The following is a 20,603-nucleotide window of genomic DNA, read 5'->3' as shown; positions in this document are numbered from 1 at the left end:
GGTCCGGCCCCGCGCCTGCCAGTCATGCGTGCCGGGGCAGCGGTGTCCTCGCGCCGAATAGCCATGCGTGCGGGGCATGTCGGCGGCAAATCCGCTTTCGTCCAGATAAACGATGGGCCGTCCATCACTCTGATATTGCGCAATCTTCTCGCGGAAGACATGCCGCGCGGCTTCGTCCGCCTTCGGGTGCGTCAGGGATTTTTTTATATGTGACGCCGAGCGCCCTCAGCCCGTTCCAGATCGCCTTCGGTGTGACACCGAACCGCGCCGCCCGTTCATATTGGTAAGCGTCGGGGTGGTCCCGAACGTCCTGCGCCAGCTTCTCCGGATCGACCTTGCGGGGGCGCCCCTCGCGTGTCGCCTTGGGCTCAGGCGACTTCGCCCATCGGGTCAGACTCGCAATCCCGACCGAAAACCGCGTGGCGGTCTCGGCAAAGGTCAGCCCTTCCTTCTCCCGAACGGACAAAACGTGGCGGCGGAAATCAAGTGAATACGTCATGACACACAAATAATCAGTTTAAGGTCGCTTGGCTATATCTACGCCTGCACCGAGGAAATCGTGGCTGGCAGGGCGCCTTCCGGCTTGCTCGCCGCACGTATTGCCAATGCAACCGCACAATTCGCGGCCCTTACCCTGCGCCCGGCGACGCGGGCCAACCCCTGACCGAGGATCGCCCCATGCCCCCCGTTGTTCCGACACCCTCAGGCTTCACCCGCGAGACGCATGACATCAACGGCACCAAAACCGTGCTGCTGGCCGGTGGAAGCGGACCCGTGCTGGTCTTCCTGCACGGCACCGGCACCTTCCCCGGCTTTGCCTTCGCCACGGATCTGGCGCGGACCCATCGTGTCCTCATCCCCTTCCACGCCAACTTCGGCGAATCCGGCGACAACTCCGCCATCGCATCGGTCGAGGATCATGTGCTGCATTACATGGACCTGTTCGACCGGCTCGGCCTTGACCGGTTTGCGCTGTCGGGCTTTTCCTTCGGGGGCTGGCTGGCGGCAGCCTTTGCCATCCGTCAACCACAACGCATCACCAGGCTGGTGCTGGCCGCCCCGGCCGGATTACAGGTGGACGCGGCACCGCCCGCCAACCTCTTTGCACTGGCACCGCAGGAGGTGCCGGCCTACCTGACCCATGATCCGATAGTCGCGGCGAGCTATTTCCCCAAGACCCCCGATCCTGGCTTCGATGCCCAACTGAGCCGCGAGATGCAGGCCTTCGGCCGCGCGCTGGAAGCCGCGCCTGACGGTGACCCGATCCTGACCCGCTGGGGCCACCGGATCACGATGCCCACCCTGCTGCTTTGGGGGGCGGAGGATCGGCTGATCCCGGTAGCGCAGGCGCCGCACTGGCAGCATCTGCTGCCCGATGCCCGCATCGCCTATGTTCCCGGTGCCGGGCACCTGTTGTTCGAGGAACGCCCCGAGGAAAGTCTGCGCGCCTTGGGCACGCCGCCCATGAACTTCGGCGCCCTGACCTGCGCCTCGATCCAGTCCGGCAACTTCTGACTAAGGCTGGCACAGGCGAAGGTGTAGTTCGATGCCCCCAGAACAGCGACAAAGACCTGCACGCTGTGCGCGCAGTCGGTGCCAGGGTTGATGACGGGGATCGTGTGGCCGGCACAGTCCGTCTGCATCACCGCCCCGGCCTCGCGGCGGTTGCGATACTGCGGGCTTCGGCGGCATTGGCGTCGCCCCCCATGTCACATGTGTTGAGTTCGGCGCCGTCATCGCCGATCTCGACAAGCGCGGCGCGAAGATCGCCGTATTTCAGCATCCGCGCCGCGCCATACCCATGCCACTTGATGCCGAGATGTACACAGGGCGCCACCTCATCGAAAACGGCTTCTGCAAGCGTTTGGATCAATACGACGAGGCGATGACCCCCGGCAGCCACATCGCGATGATCGGGAAGGCGATCATCAGTGCCAACCAGACGATATTGGCAACGATGAACGGCCCCAATGCACGGAAGATCATGCCCAGTTTCAGGTGCGGTGCCAGTGCCTGCACGATGAACACGTTCATGCCGACGGGCGGAGTGACCAGTGCGATCTCGATGATCATGACATTGATGATGCCCCACCAGACCGGATCGTAGCCAAGGCTGACCACCAGCGGAAAGACGAAGGGCGTCGTCAGAACCAGTGCGGCAATGGAATCGAATACCATGCCGAGCAGGATATACATCACCAGCAGCAGAATAAGCACCATCAGCGGCGACAGGCCCATGTTCTCGACCGCACCCACGATCTGCAACGGCGCATTGGTCAGCGTCAGCAGATAGCCCATTGCCGACGCGCCGATGACCATCGTCACCATCATGCCGGTCAGCGATGCCGCCTCCAGGACGAGCGATTTCAGTTCGGTCCAGCCGCGCGCCGGCGAGAATATCCAGAACGTGCCGGTGACGAAAACCCCGACGGCTGCGGCCTCAAGCACGGTGAACACGCCCGAATAGATGCCGACCACGACCAGCAGGATCGTCACATAGGCACGCCAGCCCTGCAGAGTGACCCGCCAGCGTTCGGCCCAGACGGCGCGGTCGGTCGGTGGCGCGTTCTCCGGGTCGCGGCGGGCGATATAGGTGATGGCGATCAGATAAAGGCTGACGCTCAACAAGCCCGGAACGATGGCCGCCGCAAAAAGCTGCAACACGAATTGTTCGGTCAGAACCGCATAAAGCACCATGATGATCGAAGGTGGAATGAGCATGCCCAACCCGCCCCCTGTGGCGATGGTCGCCGCTGCGAACCCGCCGCCATAGCGGCGCGATTCCATCTCTGGCAATGCAATACGGGTCATGGCTGCGGTCGTCGCGGCGGACGAGCCGCAGATGGCGCCGTAGCCCGCGCAGCCCAGCACCGTCGCCATGGCCATGCCGCCACGGCGATGGCCCAGAAACGCCTGTGCCACCCGGAAGATGTCGCCGGAAATACCCGCCGAAGTGGCGAGATTGCCCATCAGCAGGAACATCGGGATGGTCGCGAGCTCGGCGCTGTTGACCGCGCTTACCGGCTCGACCGCCAGCAGGGTCAGCGCAGGGTCGAGCCCGATGAGAAGCGCTACGCCGATGACTCCGACGATGGCCATGGCAATGCCGATGGGCACCTCGACGAAGATCAGCACCAGCATACTGACGAAGGCACCCGCCAGCCACAGAATCGGATTGCCGACCATTCAGACCTCCGGGTCTCGCATGATTTGTGGAGCCAGCGACAGCGGCACCGCCAGGGCGAAAGAGGCGGCGACGGCAAACCAGACCGGCGCGGTGGGAATGCCGACAAGCATGGTCGACCGGCCTTCATGAAAGGTGTCCATCGCGTAGCCGAAGACCTGCCAGGCGATCACCGCCAACACCACTGCGGTGCCGGTGTGCGCAAGCAGCACGAAGAAACGGCGCAGGGGGAGCGGCAGTTTCTCGCCCACCATGCTCACCACGACCAGCATCCCGCGCGCCGCAGCCACAGCCAGACAGGGTGCCATGGCAAGGGGCACGAAAATCGCGCCCATGTCGCTGACCCAACCCATCGGCGCGTTGAGAAAATAGCGCATGACCACATTGGCGCAGATCATCAGCACATAGACGAAGACCAGCCCCATCGAGGTGATCGCCAGGATCTGCGCCAGAAGATTGCAGGTCTCGGTAAAATAGGCGCGGCCCGTGGTTCGCGGGTCATCATCAGTTGCCGTGAAACGATCATTGGGCACGAATACGCTCCAGGCTGGCGGTCATGCTTTCCAGCACGGCGGCGAATTCCGGCCCCCGGGCGGCGAAACTGTCGGCAATGGGCGCGGTGCCTTCGGTGAAGCGGGCCATGGTAGCATCATCGATTTCCAGAACCGAATGGCCTTCCATATCCAGATTCTGTTCAAGGAAATGCTGGGCCTGGCGCTTGAAGATCTCGCCCGCGAATTTCGAGAAGGGCTCGCCGCCATGCTTGACAAAGGCAGCCTGCGCCGGCTCGGACAGGCGGTCCCAACTGGCTGCGTTCATCGGCAGCATCATGGTCGGCGCCCCCATCGGCAGCGGAATATGCTGCCTGACGACCTCGCTGACCCGATAGGCAACCAGAGCGCCCGGCCCCATCACCGCGCCATCGACGGTTCCGCGATTGATCGCCTCGGCGGTCTCGGGCGAGGTGATGCCGCTTGTCGGAACGGCGCCGAGGAACTTGATCGCTTCGACCTGCGGACGGCCGACGACGCGGATACGCTTCGATTTCAGTTCATCGAGACTGGCAACGGGCGCGGTCAGGCTGAGGATGTTCACATCAGTGCTGAAGACGCCCAGCATCCGAGTGCGCTCGGGCGTGGGCAGAAGGCCGGCGGTCAGGGCCTCGCCCAGGGCGATTGAGCCTTCGTAAGGGTCGTTGATCAGGCCGGGAATTTCGATCACCCCATAGGTATCGAGCGCGCCGGGGGTGAATGAGGGCAGGATCAGCGCGATATCGGCAACGCCATCCTGCACCAGCCGCAGCTGTTCTGTCGGGTTGCGACCCAGCGTGCCGCCCGGGAAGATCTGATAGGCCAGCGTCCCCTCGCTGTCGGCGACGACCGCGTCCAGAAAGCCCGCGATGATCTCGTCATTGACGAAGTTTCCGGCCGGGGCATACGAGGCCACGCGCAGGTTGACCGTTTTGGCCGAGGCGGCGCGCGGTCGCATGATCCCGGTGGCCGAGATTGCCGCAAGCGACAGGCCGCCGCCGAGCAGGGTTCTTCTTTTCATGGTCACTCCTCCCTGGGTTGATTGTATACATTCGCGGGGCGCCATGTGTCCCCGGCCCTTGTCTTTATCCTGCACCACAGCGAAAGCCGCGGCTGTCCTGCGGCCTTTCGCCACACACCGTCGGGCGGCCCCGAGCCGGGCCTAGAACCCGCGTTCGGCAAGCCAGTCCGTTAGCAACCCGACGGCCCGGATCAGGTGCTCGGGTTGTTCCTTGTAATAATGCGTCGCCCCGTCGATCCGCGCATAGCTGCGGTCGGCCATAGTCGCGGCTGCGTAGACACAGCGTGGATGCGCCGTGGGAACGGCATCGTCGGCAGAGTTCTCGACCACCAGGAGCGGCACCGTCACGTCGCGGATGCAGGCTTCGGCATCGGCGCGCGAATGATCGGGCGACCACTGGCTGAGCCAGGCCCGCAGCGTGGTGAACCGCGCAAGCCCCGCCGGGCCGTTGTTCACCGTCTCTGGATTGCCGAGATAGCACCAGCCGGGCTGGCGGTCGTTCGGCTCCTGCGACGGGTCGAGAAAGCGCGGATCGGCCATGGTACGATGCACCAGAAAAGGACGCTCCAACTCGGCCCCGCCACGCTTGCGCAGCATGTCCAGGGTCTCCAGCGCACGGTCGGTGATCCGACGAACGCGCCTGATCTGGGCGTCACGAAAGCCGGCGACGAATTCGGTCGAATAGGGCGGGGCGATTCCCGCGCCATAAAGGTTCAGCGCCGGATCGCAGGCATCCGGGTTCAATTCGTCAGTGACCGAAGGGTCGATCCACTCGGCCAGTATCCGCGCCCGCCCGGTATGGGCGGCGATGAACATCAGGGCATCGGCCGACATCAGCCCGGCCCGTTGCAGGTCGTAAGTCTCGCCTGCGGCGGTTTCGGTCACGGTCGGCTTCTCGGCCTGTGACTGATAGAAGGTCGCCAGCGATCCGCCGCCCGACCAACCGGCCAGAACCACGTTCCGGTAGCCCAGTTCCTCGCGCGCGTGCCGAACATAGGCGCCAAGATCGACGGCAACCTTTTCCATGATCAGCGCGGTGTCGTTCTTGGCATAGCGCGATCCGGCGCAGATCACATGATGACCGGCCCGTGCCAGCGCGGCGGGCAACGGCATCAGGTTCAGCGTGCTGGCCGGGTGCATGAAGATCAGCACCGTGTCGCTGTCTTGCCCGTCGGGCAGCAGGCGCTGCCCTTCGAGAAAGACATGACCCTGCGAACCGACGAAACCATAGGTCTCGGTGAACGCGGCCTTTTCTTCGAAGCCGATGATGATCGGCTCCCGTTTCAGGGGAAAGGATCGCATCACGACAGGCTTTCGGCGGCTCAGTTGCGGGCGTTGGCGTGCATCGGATCGACATCCGGCGCACGCTTGGTGCGCGACCATTCCTCCAGCGTGGCCGGGGCGGCTTCGCGCAGCTTCGCCCCCATCTCGGCACTGGTCGTGTCGATGGCGAGTTCCAGCCGGTGGCCCGAGGGATCGAAGAAGTAGATCGACTGGCAGATCGTATGATCGGTCGGTCCAAGCACATCCACGCCACCGGCCACGAGGCGGGCCTTGTAGGCCTCCAGCGTCTTCATGTCCGGCACCTTCAGGGCCAGATGCTGCACCCATTTCGGGGTCTCGTCGTCGAGGATGTTGCCCTTGTCCTCGGGCAGTTCGAAGAAGGCGACGAAGCTGCCATCGGCCATCTGCAGGAAGATGTGGATATGCGGCGACCATTCGCCGGTGGAAGGCACATAGTTCTCGGCCACGGCGATGTTGAAATCGAGGTCAAGATATTTCCGGTAGAACTCGACCGTCTCCTTGGCGTCCTTGCACCGATACGCCGCATGATGCAGCCCGCTGATTCCCGTCGCCATCTGCTCCTCCATCAGGTGATTCCATGCTGATGTCCAAAATTGTATCCCATTATGCAATTTTTGCAAACAAAACTTTCAAAATTTTCAATTATTGGATACAATATGGCCCAAGAGAGCGAATCAGGGGCAGAAAAAGATGAATGATCGCCGTATGTTGAGAACCCGTCTGGAACAGGCTCCCACACTGATGGCACCCGGCGTCTATGACGGCCTTTCCGCCAGACTGGCCGGTCAGGCGGGGTTCGAGGCGGTCTATATGACCGGCTTCGGCGTGTCGGGCTCGGCGCTTGGAATGCCGGATATCGGCCTGATGACCGCGACCGAGATGGCCGAGCGCGCGCGCGCCCTGACCGAAGCCGCCGGTGCCGTGCCGATGATCGCCGACGGCGATAACGGGCATGGCAGCGAATTGAACGTGTCGCGTATCGTGCGCATGTACGAACAGGTGGGCGTCGCCTGTATCCAGCTTGAGGATCAGGTGTTTCCCAAGCGTTGCGGGCACATGGCCTCCAAAGAGGTGATCGGCACCGCAGAAGCCGCCCTCAAGATCGCCACCGCCGTCGCAACCCGCGATTCGCCCGACTTCCTGATCATGGCGCGCACCGATTCGCGTGCCGTCATCGGCATGGACGAGGCGCTGCGTCGCGGCGAGGCGTTTCTGAACGCAGGCGCAGATCTTCTGTTCATCGAAGCGCCGCAGTCGATGGAAGAGCTTCGCCTGGTTGCCGAGACGTTCAAGGGCGCGAAACTGGTCGCCAATATGGTCGAGGACGGGCGCACCCCCTATCTGCCGGTGAAAGATCTGCAATCATTGGGCTTCGCGCTGGCGCTCTATCCGGTTTCGTCGCTTCTGGTGGTGGCACACAGCTTGCAGCAGACCTATGCGGCTATGCTGAAGGCCGGCCACCTGCCCGAGAATGCGACGCGGCTTCGCTTTGGGGAATACAACTCTGCGGTCGGTCTGGACGAACTGGTTCCGTCGGCGGTATCCCTGTAAACAGGCCCGGACAGAACGGCGAGGCGAGGCGTCCCGACCCGCACGGAACGGAGAACAGAATTGGCCAGCAGCACCGACCTTGCCTATGACGCCATCAAAGCCGCGATCATGACAGGCACGCTGAAGGCCGGTGACCGGATCAAGGAAGAACTGATCGCCGAGCAGATCGGGGTCAGCCGGACGCCGATCCGCCATGCCATCCAGAAGCTGACCGCTCAGGGTTTCGTCGAGACGCTGCACAATTCCGGTGCCCGTGTCGCGGACTGGAGCTCGCAGGATCTGGACGAGATCACCCAGATGCGCGCGCTTCTGGAAGGTTTTGGTGCCGGCATCGCGGCACGCAAGGCCACCCCAGCCGACATTGCCGCCCTGCGCGCGCTGGCAGCAGAGATGGAGGCGGCGGCCTCACTGGGGACCGGCAAGGCGCTGGAGGCGATCACCGGGCTGAACAGCCGCTTTCACATGACGATCATCGAGGCGTCGGGCAACAGCCGTCTGGCCGAGGTGATCGGAAACCTCGCCCATCCGCTGCTGGTGCAGCGGCGGTTCTCGGGATTTTCCCCCACCCGCTTGAAGCGTTCGATGGACCATCACCGCGAGATCGTCGATGCGCTGGAAGCCGGCGATGCGGACTGGGCCTCGGCCATCATGCGCTCGCACATCCTCGCCAGCGCCGAAGCCGCGCACCGGAACACGAAGTAACGCCCGGCAGAAATGGCGCTTCGCGCCGATATCGCACCCGTTGAGGAGCCCGTCATGTCATGCCCCCGGAACATCCTTTTCATCATGTATGACCAGCTTCGGCGCGATTTCCTGTCCTGCTATGGCCATCCGCATCTGCAAACGCCAAACATGGACCGGCTGGCGGCGCGCGGCGTACGGTTCGACCGCGCCTATGTGCAAGCGCCGGTCTGCGGCGCGTCGCGCATGTCCACCTATACCGGGCGTTATGTCCATTCGCACGGCGCCGGCTGGAACGGTGTGCCGCTGAACGTTGGCGAGCCGACAATGGGCGATCACCTGCGCAAGGCCGGGATGAACTGCTACCTGCTGGGCAAGACCCATATGGTCGCCGATGAGGACGGCATGGCACGGTTGGGCATCCCCCGCGACAGCCGGGTCGGTGCCCGCGTGACCGAATGCGGCTTCGACGTGGTCGAACGCGACGATGGCGTCAACCCCGAAGGGCCGGCAGGTCGCTACGACTATTCGGCCGCGAGACATTACAATGCCTATCTGAACGCGCGTGGCTATCCGGGCGAGAACCCGTGGCACGATTATGCCAATTCGGCCATCGACGCCGGGGGCAACGTGCTGTCGGGCTGGTTTCTGCAAAATTCGGCCCGTGCCGCCAATGTGGCCGAGGAGGACAGCGAAACCCCCTACCTCACCCGCCGCGCCATCAAGTTCATCGCCCGCGCCGAGGGGCCATGGTGCTGCCATCTGTCCTATATCAAGCCGCACTGGCCCTATATCGTGCCCGAACCCTATGCCTCGATGTATGGGCCCGAGCATGTCCTGCCGCCAATCCGCAGCGACGCGGAATTCGAGAACGCCAATCGCGTGCTCAAGACCATGATGACAGGGGTGATCGGCACGACCTTCTCGAAGCAGGAGGTTCGCGAGGCGGTGATCCCGGCCTATATGGGGCTGATCAGGCAATGCGACGATCAGCTTGGGGTGCTGCTGGACTGGCTGGAAAAGACCGGGCGGATGAAGGACACCATGATCGTGCTGACCTCGGACCATGGCGATTTTCTGGGCGATCACTGGCTGGGCGAGAAGATGTTCTTCCACGATGTCTCGACCCGAGTTCCACTGATCATCTACGACCCCTCGCCCGAGGCCGATGGCACGCGTGGCACGGTAAGCGATGCCTTGGTCGAGGCGATCGACCTGGTCCCGACCTTCGTCGATGTCGCCGGCGGCGAGATCGCCTCGCATGTGCTGGAGGGGCACAGCCTGCTGCCCGTCCTGCACGGCAAGGCTGACCAGACCCCGCGCGACCATGTGATCTGCGAGGTCGATTATTCCGGTGCTGTCTTTGCCGACGCGTTGCAGGCGACGACGCAGCAATGCATCGGCTTCATGATCGCCGACAGGAACTGGAAGCTGATCCATTTCGAAACCGGCGATCCGCCGCTGCTGTTCGACCTGACGAACGACCCTGACGAGCTGGTCGATCTTGGCACCAGCCCCGAACATGCCGCGATTGTCACGCGCATGTATGACAGACTGTTCGCCTGGGCACGCCGTCCGGCACAACGCACGACCATGTCGCCGACACAGTTCGCGGCGATGCGGGTCAAGATGCGCGGTGTCGGCGTGGTCATCGGGATCTGGGATGAAACCGTCCTGCCCTTGGCTGCGACATCCAAGTATCGCGACCTGAAGGCCCGCCCCTGGACCGAAATCGTCAAGGACGGGCAGCCCTGACGCCCTTTGGCCCCCCGTTACCGCTGTTTCCTCTGCCGCCCCTGCCCTGTATGTTCGGCACAGCGCGGGCCGGATCCGGCCTTGTGACGGAAGGTGCAGGATGAAAAAGACAACACTCGCACGCGGGCGTGGACGGCCGCGCCTGGCGGATCTGGAAAACCGCGACGCGACCACCGAACTGATTCTCCGCGCGGCGCTGCATCACTTCTCGACCCGCGGCTTCGATGCCACGACCACGGTCGCGGTCGCGGCGCGGGCCGGCATCGCGCAGTCGGTGCTGCACTACCATTTCAAGACCAAGGAACTGCTCTGGCAAGCCACGGTCGCCGATCTTTTCAAGCGGGCCAACCGGGAATTCCCGCTGATGATCGACACCAGCGAAGATGCCGACCTCAGGGAGGTTCTGCGCCATGTGATCCACCGCCACATGCAGGTTGCCAGCGTCTATCCCGAGATCGCGCGGCTGGTAATCATCGAAGGTTCTTTCGACACCGAGCGGCTTGCCTGGTTGAGCGATGCCTATTTTCAGGGAACCTTCCGTCATTTCGACCGGGTGCTCGACGCCGCCCGCGCGCGGGGGATCATCGGCCCGGCTCCGAATTATCTGCTGACGAACCTGATCTACGCCGCCGGCGCGGTGGTGTTCTCGGTCGCGCCGATGATCCGCAACAGCTATGGGGTCGATATCACCAACCCGGTGCAGCGCGAACTTGCGGTCGACACCGGGCTGGAGATGCTGATGCGCGGCCTGACCCTGGGGACCGACGGCACCTGAGCGGCTTCAGCCGAAATCGGCGCGGATGCCATGTTCGCGGAACAGCGACTTGGCAATGATCGACTTCATCACCTCCGACGTGCCGCCGGCGATCCTCTCGGCGCGGGCGTCGGCATAGGCGCGCGAGATCGGATATTCCGACATGTAACCCCATCCGCCATACAGTTGCAGGCACGCATCCACCGCCCGGCCGACCATCTCGGTCGTCCACAGCTTGGCCGAGGCCGCAGCATTGGCGTCAAGCTGGCCTGCAAGATAAAGCCCCAGCAGGTGATCGACCATGGCCCGACCGACGGTAATGTCGGCGCGGATCCCAGCCAGAACGAACTGGGTGTTCTGGTAATCCACCAGCGTCTTGCCGAACAGCTTGCGCTGCGCCGCATAGGCAAGCGTCATCTCCAGCGCTCCTTCGGCCTTGGCAACGCAGGAAATTGCGATCGACAGCCGTTCCCGGTTCAGCCCCTGCATCAGTTGCCTGAAGCCCGACCCGGTCTCTGCGCCCAGAAGCGCCGTGCGCGGCAGCGGCACATCGTCGAAGAACAATTCCGAAGTGTCCTGCGCGTGGGCGCCCAGCTTCTTCAGATTCGCGCCCCGGCGAAAGCCCGGCAGCGTCGCATCGACGAGAAACAGCGAGATCGCGTCCGCGTCACGTTCGCTGCCGGTCCTGGCGGCAACCACGAAGACATCGCCCATCTGCCCGTTGGAGATGAAGACCTTCTGCCCCTTCAGCAACCAACCCTCCCCTGTTTCGGTCGCTCGGGTGCGCATCCCGCGCAGATCGCTTCCCGCCTCGGGCTCGGACATGGCGACCCCGATGATCGCGTCGCCCGCGACCAGCCGGGGCAGCCATTCCTGTTTCTGCGCCGCGCTGCCGAAATTGCTGACATAGGGCGCGGCCATTTCCGAATGGATGAAGAATCCGGGGCCCGAGGCCCAGGCACGACTCTGTTCCTCGATGACGATGGCGCTGTAAAGGTAATCGGCACCCGCGCCGCCATCTGCTTCGGCGACGGTCGGGCAGAGGATGCCAGCCTCGCCGGCGGCGGTCCAGATCGCGCGTGGCACGATGCCTTCCTCATCCCAACCGGCATGGAACGGTGTGACCTCCTTTTCGAAAAAGCGGCGGACCTGTTCGCGAAACATCGCGTGGTCTTCTGAAAAGATCGGTCGCGGCAGGGGATCGTGGATCATTGGACGGCTCCGGTTTTCTGGATGAGACGCGCGCGGAGCAAGTCCTTGCGAACCTTGCCGACCGGGCTGAGCGGAAGCGGTTCGGTGGTGAACGATACCGTCTTGGGGCATTTGTAATGGGCGATGAGGGCCCGGCAATGGGCGATGACCGCCGCTTCGCCCAATGCGCTGCCCGCCGTCCGACCGATCACGGCGTGGACGCGCTCACCCCAACGCGCGTCGGGCAGGCCGACAACGGCGCAGAAGGATACCTCGGCATGGGTGGCAATGGCGTTCTCGACCTCGGCGCAGAAGACATTCTCGCCGCCTGACACGATCATGTCCTTGATCCGGTCGACGATGCGGATATAGCCCGCTTCGTCCTCCAGCCCGACATCGCCCGTATGCAGCCAGCCGCCGCGCAGCGCATCGGCGGTGACATCGGGTTTCTGCCAATAGCCCAGCATGACCGAAGGACCGCGAATGGTGATCTCGCCCGGTGTGCCCGGCGCGACCGGCTGATCAGCGGCATCGACCAACCGGACTTCGCTGAAAATATTGGGGCGCCCGGCAGTCACCAGCCGCGCCCGGCGCGGGCCATCCAGCGCGTGATCTTCCGGTGGCAAGAACAGGCAGGCACCGGCGCATTCGGTCTGGCCGTAGATCTGGGTCATCTCGGCATTGGGACAGGCAGCGATCACCTTGCGCAGGGCTGCCTCGGTGATCGATGAGGTGCCGTAGATCATCCGCTCGACAGATCTGAAAGCGTCGCTCACCCCGTCGAGTTCCATCATCACCGAAAGCATGGTCGGCACCACGCTGACATGCGTGGCCCGCCGTTCCGCTACCGTGCGCAGCAGACCCGCCGCATCGAAATGGCCGGCATAGATCTGTGTTGCGCCGGCCAGCACGCAGGCATGGGCTACCCCCGCGCCGGCAAGATGAAACAGTGGCGGCGCCTGATGGACGATCGATTGCCGCCTGATCGACAACTCGTCGCACAGTGTCATTCCCTGCATCAGCAGCGCGCCATCCGACAGCATCACCCCCTTGGGCGCGCCGGTGGTACCGCCGGTATAATAGATGGCGGCAAGCTCGGTCATCGGGCAGGTGGCGGCATCCACCGCCGCGTGGCCGCAGCTTGCCGCCCAGTCCTGACCGGAGGCGCCTGCGCCAAGCCCATAGCTTTTCAGCGGCAGATCGCGCCGCAATTGCTGTGCCGCGCTGGCATTGGCGGCATCGGAAAACAGCGCCACAGCCCCGGATTCGGCAAGGATTTGCGCCATTTCGCTGACCGAAAGGCGGGTATTGAGCGGCACCAGCACCGCGCCAGCCCAGGCGATGGCATACATCGCCGTGGCATGGGCGGGCGAATTGTCGGCCAACACCGCCACCCGGTCCCCGAGCCGGATGCCCGCCTTGCGCAAGGCACCCGCCACGCCGGCGACCGAGCGCCCCAGCGCCTCCCAGCCGACTTCCTGCTTGTCATGTATCAGGGCGATCCCGCTGCGATGCAGGCGGAACGACCGTGCCAAGGCCTGTGCGAACATTTTTTCCTCCCCTACCGGCTCCTCCCGGCCATCGAGATTGCCCGGCCCGCCGACGCCTAACCGTCGGTGCGTGTCAGTATCTGGGTGATGCAGGTCGAGCCCGCGCCTAGAAGATGGCAAAGCCCCACCCTGTCACCGACATCACGGAAGCGGCGCTGCGTTTCGATAAGCTGGAATACGCCCGAGGGCCCGCCCGGATGGCCGCGCCCGATCAGCCCGCCATCGGTCGAAACCTCGGGCAACCCAAAGCGCTTGCGCGAGCCGGGACCGAAAGCGCCCTTTTCCAGCATCTTCTCGGTCTCGCCCGGCTCGGTAAAGCCGAACAACTCGCAATAGACCAACTCCTCAATGGCAAAGCCGTCATGCACCTGAACGATATCCACGTCTTTCGGGCCAAGCCCCGCCTTGTCCAGCGCGGCGGACACCGTGGTCCGGCTGATCTCGGCCGGGCCGACGATGGCGCCCTCGATGATGTGATGATCGCCATAAACTTCGGACTGGAACTCGGACGAGGCGATGCGGGCCATCGGCCAGCGCGCGTTCTTCAGCTTTTTCAGCCCCTCGCGCGTGGCAAGCACCACGGCGGCGGCACCATAGACCCAGGGGGTACACATCATCGCGGTCAGCGGCGAGGCGACCTCGCGGCTGGCCAGAACCTCTTCGACCGTGACCTCGTGATCCGAGCGCCGCGCGGCAAAGGGGATGGAACGCGCCGCGTTCCAGTTCTTGGCGGCGACCATGGCCAGATGTTCGCGGGTGGTACCGACCTCGTGCATGCGTCGGCGCGCCCACATGGCAAACAGGGCCATCGGCGGCAGATAGCCCTGCGCGGCGATAGGGTTGTCGGTATTGGTGGGCACGTCATAGCCGATGACCAGCACCAGATCGGCAGTGCCCGCCTCCATCGCCAGGCAGGCCTCATGCGCGGCAGCAAGGCCGCTGGCCGAGGCATTGGTGATCTGCACCACCGGGATGCCGGTCAGGCCGAATTCCTTGCCCACCAACACGGCAGCCGGCGAGGTCGGCATGGCAACACCGGCATAAAACGCATCCATGTCGTGATAGGTGGCGCCGGCATCTGCCAGTGCCGCGACGCCAGCCTGTCGCGCAAGTTCGCGGCCCGAGCCAAGCGGGTGCTTGCCCACCTGAACCGTGCCGCATCCGGCAACGAAAATCTCACGCACGGCGGAACCTCCATCCCTCGTCGCCCGACGCCTCAAGCACATAGCGGGTGCCGATCTGATGCTCGCCCGGCACGATCTCGCATTGCAGGCGCACGCCCTCGGGCAGGTCGATCTGCCCGTAATGAACCGGGCCGAGCGCGGTCCAGGAATATAGCAGCCCTCCGGTCGAAAGCTCGACCGTTTCGGTCGCGCGCATCGAACCATCCGCTGCCAGCGGACGGGGCGGGAAATAGACCTGCCCGGTGCCGGGATCCAGACTGCCGATCAGCGCGCTGCGGGCCTCGTTCAGATGGTCCATCATGCTGCCCCCCTGCCTGCCGGTGCCCGCAGCGATTGCGGCGGCACGAACCGCCCGCCAAACCGCGCTGCCAGCCTTTCGGCCTCGGCCACGAAGGTCTTGCGGCCGATCATGTCCACATAACTTGCCACCCCGCCCGTCCAGGACGGGAAAGCCCAGGCCAGCACCGAGCCGACATCGGCGTCGCGCGGTGTCGCGACCACGCCTTCCTCGATCAGTCGCGCGGCCTCCAGCGCCTGCGCATACATCAGCCGCTGCTCGATCACCTCGGGCGAAAGTGGCGCGGCCATCGGTGGGAAGCACCCGGCCAGACCCGGCCAGGGGGCGGGCTTGCCGTCGGGATAGTCATAGACACCACCGCTGCCAGCCTTTCCGCTGCGGCCGAATTTATCGGTCATGCGCTCAAGCGCCTCGTTGGCACGCATCCCCTTCAGGCCCTGCCGACTGCCATCGCCGCTGATCGAGCGGAAGATGTCGCGCAGCAGCGTCAGCGATGTCATGTCGGCCATGGCCAGCGGCCCCAGCGGCATCCCTGCCGCCAGCGCGGCCTTGTCGATCACTGCGGGATCGATTCCCTCGGCCAGCAGGGTCAGCGCCTCGCCGGTATAGGCCGCCACGACCCGGCTGGTAAAAAAGCCCAGCCCGTCGCCCACCACGACGACCGACTTGCGCATGGTCTTGAGAAAATCCAGCGCGCGGGCAAGTGTCCGGTCCGACGTCCTGTCACCCCGGATTACCTCGACAAAGGGCATCCGGTCGACGGGGGCAAAGAAATGCAGCCCGATCACATCATCCGGCCGGGGCGTCGCGCTGGCAAGGCCCGAAATCGGCAAGGTCGAGGTATTGCTGGCCAGCGGCACGCCGGGACGGATCGCCGCCGCCGCCATGGCCAGAACCTTGTGCTTCAGCGCGACGATTTCCGAGACCGCCTCGACGACGATATCGGCATCTGCCAGCGCCGCGTAATCGGCACCCGGCGTGATCCGGGCCAACAGGGTATCGGCCGTGTCCCGGCTCATCCGCCCCTTGGAAACATCGCGCTCCAGCGCGGCCGCGATGGCGGCCTTGCCCTTGGCGGCAGCCTCGTCTGAAATGTCGATCAACGCCACTTCGGCGCCGCTGCGCGCGGCGGCATGGGCGATGCCATGGCCCATCTGCCCGGCACCGATCACGCCGACATGGCGCACCTCGTATCCCGGCACATCCTTTGGCCGCATAGCCATCGACCGGGCGTCTTTCACCCCGAAGAACAAGGTGCGAATCTTGGCCTTGGCCACCGGGCCGCTGGCGATCCGGGCGAAATGATCCTCTTCGATCGCCAGCGCGGCGTCCATGCCGGTGGCCAGGCCCGCTTTCATCGCGCCGACAATGGCGGCGGGCGAGGGTTCGTTCTGCGCCGCACGACCGCTGACCTGCCGCAGAAACGGGCCCAGCACGGCGCGACCGGCCTCGGTCCCGGTGTCAGGGATCACGCCATCGAAAGAACCCTGATCCCAGGGCTGAACCGAGGGGGCGGCGGCGCGTTCGATCGCGGCCAGCGCCGCCTCGACCAGCTTGCCCGGCGGGGCCAGTTCATCGACCAGCCCCATTGCCAGCGCCTCGGCCGCCTTGACCGGCTTGCCACCAAGCGCCAGCTTCAGCGCTGCCCCGGTTCCAACCAGATAGGGCAGCCGCTGCGTGCCGCCTGCGCCCGGCATCAGGCCCAGCCCGACCTCTGGCAGCCCCAGCGCGACTCCGGCCGAGTCCGCCGCGATGCGATAGGTGCAGGCCATCGCCATTTCCAGCCCGCCGCCAAGCGCCGGCCCCTCGATCAGCGCGATGACCGGCTTGCCGAGGGTTTCCAGCCGGCGAAGGCAGGCGCGGTTACGAGACACCAATGCCCGCGCCGCTTCGGGCGTGTCGGCGGCAAGAAGCTCGCGGATATCGCCGCCGGCGACGAAGGTATTCTTGGCCGAACACATGATTATGGCGCGCACATCGTCGGCGGCAAGCGTGTCGATCAGCGCATCCAGCGCGGCGACGGCGGCCTGATCAAGGACGTTGTGGTCCATATCCGGCCGGTCGATCCGGACCTCGACCACACCATCCGGCCTGCGGACTGATTGAAACATGTTGCTGCCCCTCCCCAATTCGCGGACCCTGATGCCGGTGCCCCACCCGTATTTCCTAGCAAGAGCTTCCGGTTCTGTCAAAAAATAAATTGATTAATCCATTAAACCAACGCCGGGCGTGGGTGGCGCGACCACCCTAAGGAAGCGCCTTTCCTTTCGGCCCGGCCCCGGCAAGGTCGAGCAGGATTTCTTCACGGTGCTCTCCTCGCGCGGGAATGGGCGGAGCAACCCATGGCGCGGCACCTGCAAAGCGGGGGGCGGCGGCAGCTTGCAGCACCCCGCCATCCTCTCGCCACGTCTTTCGCTCAGTATTTATTGGACTTCTTAACGCCTGCTCCGGACTAAGGACCGGCGCGACGCAGGCATCCGAACCGAGGAAAACCTCTGCCCATTCCGCCAACGTGCGGCCTCGAAAGATCGCCGCAAGCCGCTGGGTCAGCTCAGGCCAGAGCGTGCGGTCGAACTGTCGCTGAAAGTCGGCATCCTCCGACAGGCCGAGCTTCTTCAGAAACATAAAATAGAATTTTTGCTCTATACATTGAACGCTCATATGCCCGCCGTCAGAGGTCGCATAGCAGCGGCTCCAATGCGGGCCATCAAGCATGCTTTCCCCCCGCGTCATGGCAAGCTGGCCCGATTGTCGCATCATCATCAGCAGGTTCATCAGATGGGCTGACCCGTCATAGATCGCAGCATCCACGACCGTCCCTTCGCCGCTGGCACGGGCGCGCAGCAGACCCGCCAGCATGCCGACAGCCAGATACATCGCGCCGCCGCCAATATCGCCCAGCAGAGTCGGGGGAGCGAAAGGAGCCTCGCCGGGATTGGACGCGTACCAGGCCGCCCCCGACATGGCGATATAATTGAGGTCATGTCCGGCGGCACCGCTGAGCACCCCATCCTGCCCCCAGCCAGTGATCCGGCCATAGACCAGTGCCGGATTCAGCCGGTGGCAGGGATCCGGACCCAGACCCAGACGTTCCATCACTCCTGGCCGGAACCCTTCGATCAGACCATCGGCCCTTTCGATCAGGCGGCGAACGATCTCCACATCGGCGGGATCCTTCAGGTCGATGTCGATCGACCGCTTGCCGCGATCCAGCAGCGACCTGTCGGGCGCCCCCGGAATGGCAGCGCCGCCCTTGCGATGGGCGACGATCACCTCGGCCCCCAGATCTGCCAGCAGCATCCCGGTGAAGGGACCGGGACCAATGCCCTCGATTTCGATGATCCTGACGCCGCTCAACATGTCCCGCTCCGCTCGGATGTTCTTGCGGGCGGCGTGGAGCGCGGCGGCAATCCGGCCGGGATCAAAGCCCTGCCAGCGCCCCGCGACATGCATGTCCGACCACAGCAGGTATGCGTCTCTGGCCCCGTCAGGCCGAAACGCGCAAGAATCGCGTCGCTGACCGACAATTCCTCGGTCGCAGCTGACACGCGGGAGCCAAACGCCAGCACCCGCAGCCCGTGCCGCCCGGCCAGATCAGAGACATCCAGCGCCGCGCCTTCGGGGTTGAAAACCAGAAGCTGCGGCCCAAAGGCGAAATGATCGAACAGGAAGTCGTCATCACCCAGACGCAGGTTTCGCCCGACGACGCCATGGGCACTCCCGCCAGCAAAGGCAGCATCGTCATCGCCGGCGGCGTTCAGCGGTGAACGGGTGTATTCATGCGGCCGCGAGGTCCGCCAATGCAGCATCTCGCGGGTAAAAGGCTCGGTAAGCGCGAATTGCAGGATCGCCTCGCTCATGACGCGATAGCCGCGCGTTGGCGGATCCATCAGGCGCGTGCTCTTGTCGGCCTCGTCGCAGATCTCGTGCGCGGCACGCACCCGTTCCGACGAATAGCTGTCCAGCAGGGCAAGCGTTCCCTCGCCCTTGACGACGGCGGCCAGCTTCCAGGCAAGGTTCTCGGCATCCTGAAAACCGGTATTGGTGCCGCGAATACCGAAGATGGGCAGCATATGCGCCGCATCGCCGGAGAAAAGCACATGGCCTCTGCGGAAATCCGGCAGCGTCAGGGCGTTGGGCGAACAGATGGTGGCCCAGTCCGGTTCCCACTCTACCACCTGACCGATCATCTCCATGATCCGGCGTGTGCGGGTGGCAATGGTTACTGGCGCGAGGGCGTATTCGCGGCTTTCATCATCGGGCAAGCGATAGTCGAAACGCCAGATATCATTGGGCTGACGATGCACCAGAACGTTGGTTCCTGAATTCCACGGGCTGTCGAAATAGCAATAGCGCTGCACCGGCAGGTCAAGATCCGGCGCCCGGAAATCGGTGATGACGAACTTGCCGTCACAGGCCGTGCCGACCATGCGCAGCCCCATCTCTTTGCGCACCGCCGAGCGGCCGCCATCGCAGGCGACCGCCCAATTGGCGCGCAGGTCATAGGGGCCGTCGGGCGTGTCAAGACCCAGGGCGACACCGCCCTCTCCATCCGTGATGCGGATCAACTTGGTCTGCCAGCGCAGATCAATCAGTGGGTCGCGTGCGCAGGCATCGACCAGACATTCCCCCCAGCATTGCTGGGAATTGTTCAGGATCGGCGGAAAACGATCATCGGGATCCTGCGGCAGCTTCATCTCGAAAACTCTCTCGCCCCTGAAGAACGAGACACCGGAGTTCCAGCCGAAACCGTTGGCGACGAAAGGTTTCTCGGCGCCGGCCTGTTGCAGGATCTCGACCGACCGGCGGGTGAGCGCTACAGCCCGGCTGCCGTTGGAAACCTGCGCCTTGCTTTCAATCAGCGTCGACGCGATGCCTTGCTTCGCCAACAGCAACGCCAGCACCATGCCGACCGGTCCCGCCCCGACGATGGCAACCGGTTTGTCCAGCGAAGCGTCCTCCATCTCGGGCGGCCGGAGGAGGGGAAAGATCTCGTAATCGTAGAAAACCGAAAACCGCTTTTCAAGCGAGGGCTGATGCATGCCGACAACCTCCAACCTGCGGGGCCAGAGGGATGCGCATCGCATTTCCGGCCGTGACGGTGCCAGTCGCCCTCCCCGGCGCCCTTTGTTGCGCACCAGGTCAGGCGATTCGGTTTACATCTGAATTGTATCCAGCACTGTCAAATAATTCAAGAAATCTGACAATATATGCCATAATCGTATACAATAATGCGGCCAAGGGTGTTGGTGACGCGTCGAAATCAAGGCCCGGACCGCCGCCCACAAGCTCCCTCGGAGTATAGTCCACACGAGAAAGAAGGCCGTGTCGCGCATGCTGTGGAAATTGTCTGGCGGCGCGCTCCGGGCATGTGAGGGCTCGGTTATTCAGGCGGCGAGGTCAAGAGGCATCGGCTTGAGGGGCTGAGAGAGGGTTTCCCAGCCGTCGACCTTGCGCATCTGGATCTGGCCGGAGGCGAGCAGCGCCCAGAGCAGCATCGGCACGGTCTCGGCGCAGGGCAGCACGGTCTGGGTCTTGATGCGGCGGCGGAATTCCTCGTTCAGGCGCTCGATGGCGTTGGTGGTCCGGGCGGACTTCC

General features: G+C 64.2%; 21 protein-coding genes and 1 pseudogene. 6 read left to right on the top strand and 16 right to left on the bottom strand.

All coding sequences use genetic code 11. The features are described 5' to 3' along the window. The coding region (locus ACK5L9_RS00765; RefSeq protein WP_416909540.1) for a hypothetical protein at positions 1 to 213 on the top strand (213 nt) is incomplete at its 5' end. On the opposite strand, the gene ACK5L9_RS00760 is transcribed toward ACK5L9_RS00765, so the two are convergent. Then, entirely contained in the window at positions 125 to 499 is a 375-nt protein-coding gene (locus ACK5L9_RS00760) for an IS630 transposase-related protein (RefSeq protein WP_416909539.1), read from the bottom strand. The two genes, ACK5L9_RS00765 and ACK5L9_RS00760, sit on opposite strands and share 89 nt — an antisense overlap. 179 nt (positions 500 to 678) lie before the next feature. Here ACK5L9_RS00760 and ACK5L9_RS00755 point away from each other — a divergent pair, with 179 nt between their 5' ends. Continuing rightward, positions 679 to 1,515 (top strand): alpha/beta fold hydrolase, encoded by an 837-nt coding sequence (locus tag ACK5L9_RS00755; RefSeq protein ID WP_416909538.1) that lies wholly within the window; start codon positions 679 to 681, stop codon positions 1,513 to 1,515. On the opposite strand, the pseudogene ACK5L9_RS00750 reads toward ACK5L9_RS00755, so the two are convergent. From ACK5L9_RS00750 to ACK5L9_RS00720, 7 genes and pseudogenes are all read right to left on the bottom strand, one after another. Beyond that, positions 1,446 to 1,688: pseudogene (locus ACK5L9_RS00750) on the bottom strand (IS21 family transposase); the annotation flags it as partial. The gene ACK5L9_RS00755 and the pseudogene ACK5L9_RS00750 overlap by 70 nt on opposite strands. After that, entirely contained in the window at positions 1,643 to 1,837 is a 195-nt protein-coding gene (locus ACK5L9_RS00745; protein WP_416909537.1) for a hypothetical protein, read from the bottom strand. The pseudogene ACK5L9_RS00750 and the gene ACK5L9_RS00745, both read right to left, overlap by 46 nt. Before the next feature lie 32 nt (positions 1,838 to 1,869). Then, positions 1,870 to 3,186, bottom strand: coding sequence for a TRAP transporter large permease (locus ACK5L9_RS00740; RefSeq protein ID WP_416909536.1), 1,317 nt, complete (start codon positions 3,184 to 3,186; stop codon positions 1,870 to 1,872). Continuing rightward, positions 3,187 to 3,717: a TRAP transporter small permease gene (locus tag ACK5L9_RS00735; RefSeq protein ID WP_416909535.1), complete on the bottom strand. Its 531-nt coding sequence runs from the start codon at positions 3,715 to 3,717 to the stop codon at positions 3,187 to 3,189. Then, positions 3,707 to 4,849 (bottom strand): TRAP transporter substrate-binding protein DctP, encoded by a 1,143-nt coding sequence (dctP, locus tag ACK5L9_RS00730; RefSeq protein WP_416909534.1) that lies wholly within the window; start codon positions 4,847 to 4,849, stop codon positions 3,707 to 3,709. Before dctP ends, ACK5L9_RS00735 begins: the two co-directional genes overlap by 11 nt. Before the next feature lie 27 nt (positions 4,850 to 4,876). Then, positions 4,877 to 6,037: an alpha/beta hydrolase gene (locus ACK5L9_RS00725; protein ID WP_416909533.1), complete on the bottom strand. Its 1,161-nt coding sequence runs from the start codon at positions 6,035 to 6,037 to the stop codon at positions 4,877 to 4,879. A 20-nt stretch (positions 6,038 to 6,057) separates the two neighbouring features. Then, positions 6,058 to 6,606, bottom strand: coding sequence for a VOC family protein (locus ACK5L9_RS00720; RefSeq protein WP_416909532.1), 549 nt, complete (start codon positions 6,604 to 6,606; stop codon positions 6,058 to 6,060). Between the two features lie 139 nt (positions 6,607 to 6,745). On the opposite strand from ACK5L9_RS00720, the gene ACK5L9_RS00715 reads away from it, so the two are divergent. The 4 genes from ACK5L9_RS00715 to ACK5L9_RS00700 all read left to right on the top strand — a co-directional run bounded on the left by ACK5L9_RS00715 (position 6,746) and on the right by ACK5L9_RS00700 (position 10,802). Continuing rightward, the gene (locus tag ACK5L9_RS00715) at positions 6,746 to 7,591 is read left to right on the top strand and encodes an isocitrate lyase/PEP mutase family protein (RefSeq protein WP_416909531.1); all 846 of its coding nucleotides are present in this window, start codon (positions 6,746 to 6,748) and stop codon (positions 7,589 to 7,591) included. Positions 7,592 to 7,651: 60 nt separating this feature from the next. Beyond that, positions 7,652 to 8,293 carry a GntR family transcriptional regulator gene (locus tag ACK5L9_RS00710; RefSeq protein ID WP_416909530.1) on the top strand — a complete coding sequence of 214 codons (642 nt, stop codon included), beginning with the start codon at positions 7,652 to 7,654 and terminating at the stop codon, positions 8,291 to 8,293. A 54-nt stretch (positions 8,294 to 8,347) separates the two neighbouring features. Continuing rightward, positions 8,348 to 10,027, top strand: a complete 1,680-nt coding sequence (locus ACK5L9_RS00705) for a sulfatase-like hydrolase/transferase (RefSeq protein WP_416909529.1) — start codon at positions 8,348 to 8,350, stop codon at positions 10,025 to 10,027. 100 nt (positions 10,028 to 10,127) lie between these two features. After that, complete coding sequence (locus tag ACK5L9_RS00700) at positions 10,128 to 10,802, top strand: TetR/AcrR family transcriptional regulator (RefSeq protein ID WP_416909528.1); 675 nt, start codon at positions 10,128 to 10,130, stop codon at positions 10,800 to 10,802. A gap of 6 nt (positions 10,803 to 10,808) precedes the next feature. Here the strand turns inward: ACK5L9_RS00700 and ACK5L9_RS00695 are convergent, their stop codons facing one another. The 8 genes from ACK5L9_RS00695 to ACK5L9_RS00660 all read right to left on the bottom strand — a co-directional run. Continuing rightward, the gene (locus ACK5L9_RS00695; protein ID WP_416909527.1) at positions 10,809 to 11,993 is read right to left on the bottom strand and encodes an acyl-CoA dehydrogenase family protein; all 1,185 of its coding nucleotides are present in this window, start codon (positions 11,991 to 11,993) and stop codon (positions 10,809 to 10,811) included. Beyond that, a complete protein-coding gene (locus ACK5L9_RS00690) occupies positions 11,990 to 13,522 on the bottom strand; it encodes a class I adenylate-forming enzyme family protein (protein ID WP_416909526.1) in 1,533 nt (510 codons plus the stop codon). The genes ACK5L9_RS00695 and ACK5L9_RS00690 overlap by 4 nt, the downstream gene beginning before the upstream one ends. Positions 13,523 to 13,578: 56 nt before the next feature. Continuing rightward, entirely contained in the window at positions 13,579 to 14,706 is a 1,128-nt protein-coding gene (locus ACK5L9_RS00685; RefSeq protein ID WP_416909525.1) for a thiolase family protein, read from the bottom strand. Then, entirely contained in the window at positions 14,699 to 15,007 is a 309-nt protein-coding gene (locus ACK5L9_RS00680; protein ID WP_416909524.1) for a Zn-ribbon domain-containing OB-fold protein, read from the bottom strand. The genes ACK5L9_RS00685 and ACK5L9_RS00680 overlap by 8 nt, the downstream gene beginning before the upstream one ends. Next, a complete protein-coding gene (locus ACK5L9_RS00675; RefSeq protein WP_416909523.1) occupies positions 15,004 to 17,115 on the bottom strand; it encodes a 3-hydroxyacyl-CoA dehydrogenase NAD-binding domain-containing protein in 2,112 nt (703 codons plus the stop codon). The genes ACK5L9_RS00680 and ACK5L9_RS00675 overlap by 4 nt, the downstream gene beginning before the upstream one ends. A 136-nt stretch (positions 17,116 to 17,251) precedes the next feature. Next, positions 17,252 to 18,364 (bottom strand): CaiB/BaiF CoA transferase family protein, encoded by a 1,113-nt coding sequence (locus ACK5L9_RS00670; protein ID WP_416909522.1) that lies wholly within the window; start codon positions 18,362 to 18,364, stop codon positions 17,252 to 17,254. Beyond that, positions 18,358 to 20,046, bottom strand: a complete 1,689-nt coding sequence (locus ACK5L9_RS00665) for an FAD-dependent monooxygenase (protein WP_416909521.1) — start codon at positions 20,044 to 20,046, stop codon at positions 18,358 to 18,360. The genes ACK5L9_RS00670 and ACK5L9_RS00665 overlap by 7 nt, the downstream gene beginning before the upstream one ends. A gap of 345 nt (positions 20,047 to 20,391) precedes the next feature. After that, positions 20,392 to 20,603: transposase (locus ACK5L9_RS00660; RefSeq protein WP_416909520.1), on the bottom strand; the 212-nt coding region annotated here is incomplete at its 5' end.

This window comes from Paracoccus sp. (in: a-proteobacteria) (assembly GCF_047973135.1).
GTDB lineage: Bacteria > Pseudomonadota > Alphaproteobacteria > Rhodobacterales > Rhodobacteraceae > Paracoccus.
Note: the sequence above shows the minus strand (reverse complement) of the source record. Positions and strands in the feature narration are given on the sequence as shown.

Coding starts and splice junctions, on each gene's coding strand:
- ACK5L9_RS00760 (WP_416909539.1), bottom strand. CDS start 499: ATGACGTATTCACTTGATTTCCGCCGCCACGTTTTGTCCGTTCGGGAG.
- ACK5L9_RS00755 (WP_416909538.1), top strand. CDS start 679: ATGCCCCCCGTTGTTCCGACACCCTCAGGCTTCACCCGCGAGACGCAT.
- ACK5L9_RS00740 (WP_416909536.1), bottom strand. CDS start 3,186: ATGGTCGGCAATCCGATTCTGTGGCTGGCGGGTGCCTTCGTCAGTATG.
- ACK5L9_RS00725 (WP_416909533.1), bottom strand. CDS start 6,037: ATGCGATCCTTTCCCCTGAAACGGGAGCCGATCATCATCGGCTTCGAA.
- ACK5L9_RS00720 (WP_416909532.1), bottom strand. CDS start 6,606: ATGGAGGAGCAGATGGCGACGGGAATCAGCGGGCTGCATCATGCGGCG.
- ACK5L9_RS00715 (WP_416909531.1), top strand. CDS start 6,746: ATGTTGAGAACCCGTCTGGAACAGGCTCCCACACTGATGGCACCCGGC.
- ACK5L9_RS00705 (WP_416909529.1), top strand. CDS start 8,348: ATGTCATGCCCCCGGAACATCCTTTTCATCATGTATGACCAGCTTCGG.
- ACK5L9_RS00700 (WP_416909528.1), top strand. CDS start 10,128: ATGAAAAAGACAACACTCGCACGCGGGCGTGGACGGCCGCGCCTGGCG.
- ACK5L9_RS00695 (WP_416909527.1), bottom strand. CDS start 11,993: ATGATCCACGATCCCCTGCCGCGACCGATCTTTTCAGAAGACCACGCG.
- ACK5L9_RS00690 (WP_416909526.1), bottom strand. CDS start 13,522: ATGTTCGCACAGGCCTTGGCACGGTCGTTCCGCCTGCATCGCAGCGGG.
- ACK5L9_RS00680 (WP_416909524.1), bottom strand. CDS start 15,007: ATGATGGACCATCTGAACGAGGCCCGCAGCGCGCTGATCGGCAGTCTG.
- ACK5L9_RS00675 (WP_416909523.1), bottom strand. CDS start 17,115: ATGTTTCAATCAGTCCGCAGGCCGGATGGTGTGGTCGAGGTCCGGATC.
- ACK5L9_RS00670 (WP_416909522.1), bottom strand. CDS start 18,364: ATGTTGAGCGGCGTCAGGATCATCGAAATCGAGGGCATTGGTCCCGGT.
- ACK5L9_RS00665 (WP_416909521.1), bottom strand. CDS start 20,046: ATGCATCAGCCCTCGCTTGAAAAGCGGTTTTCGGTTTTCTACGATTAC.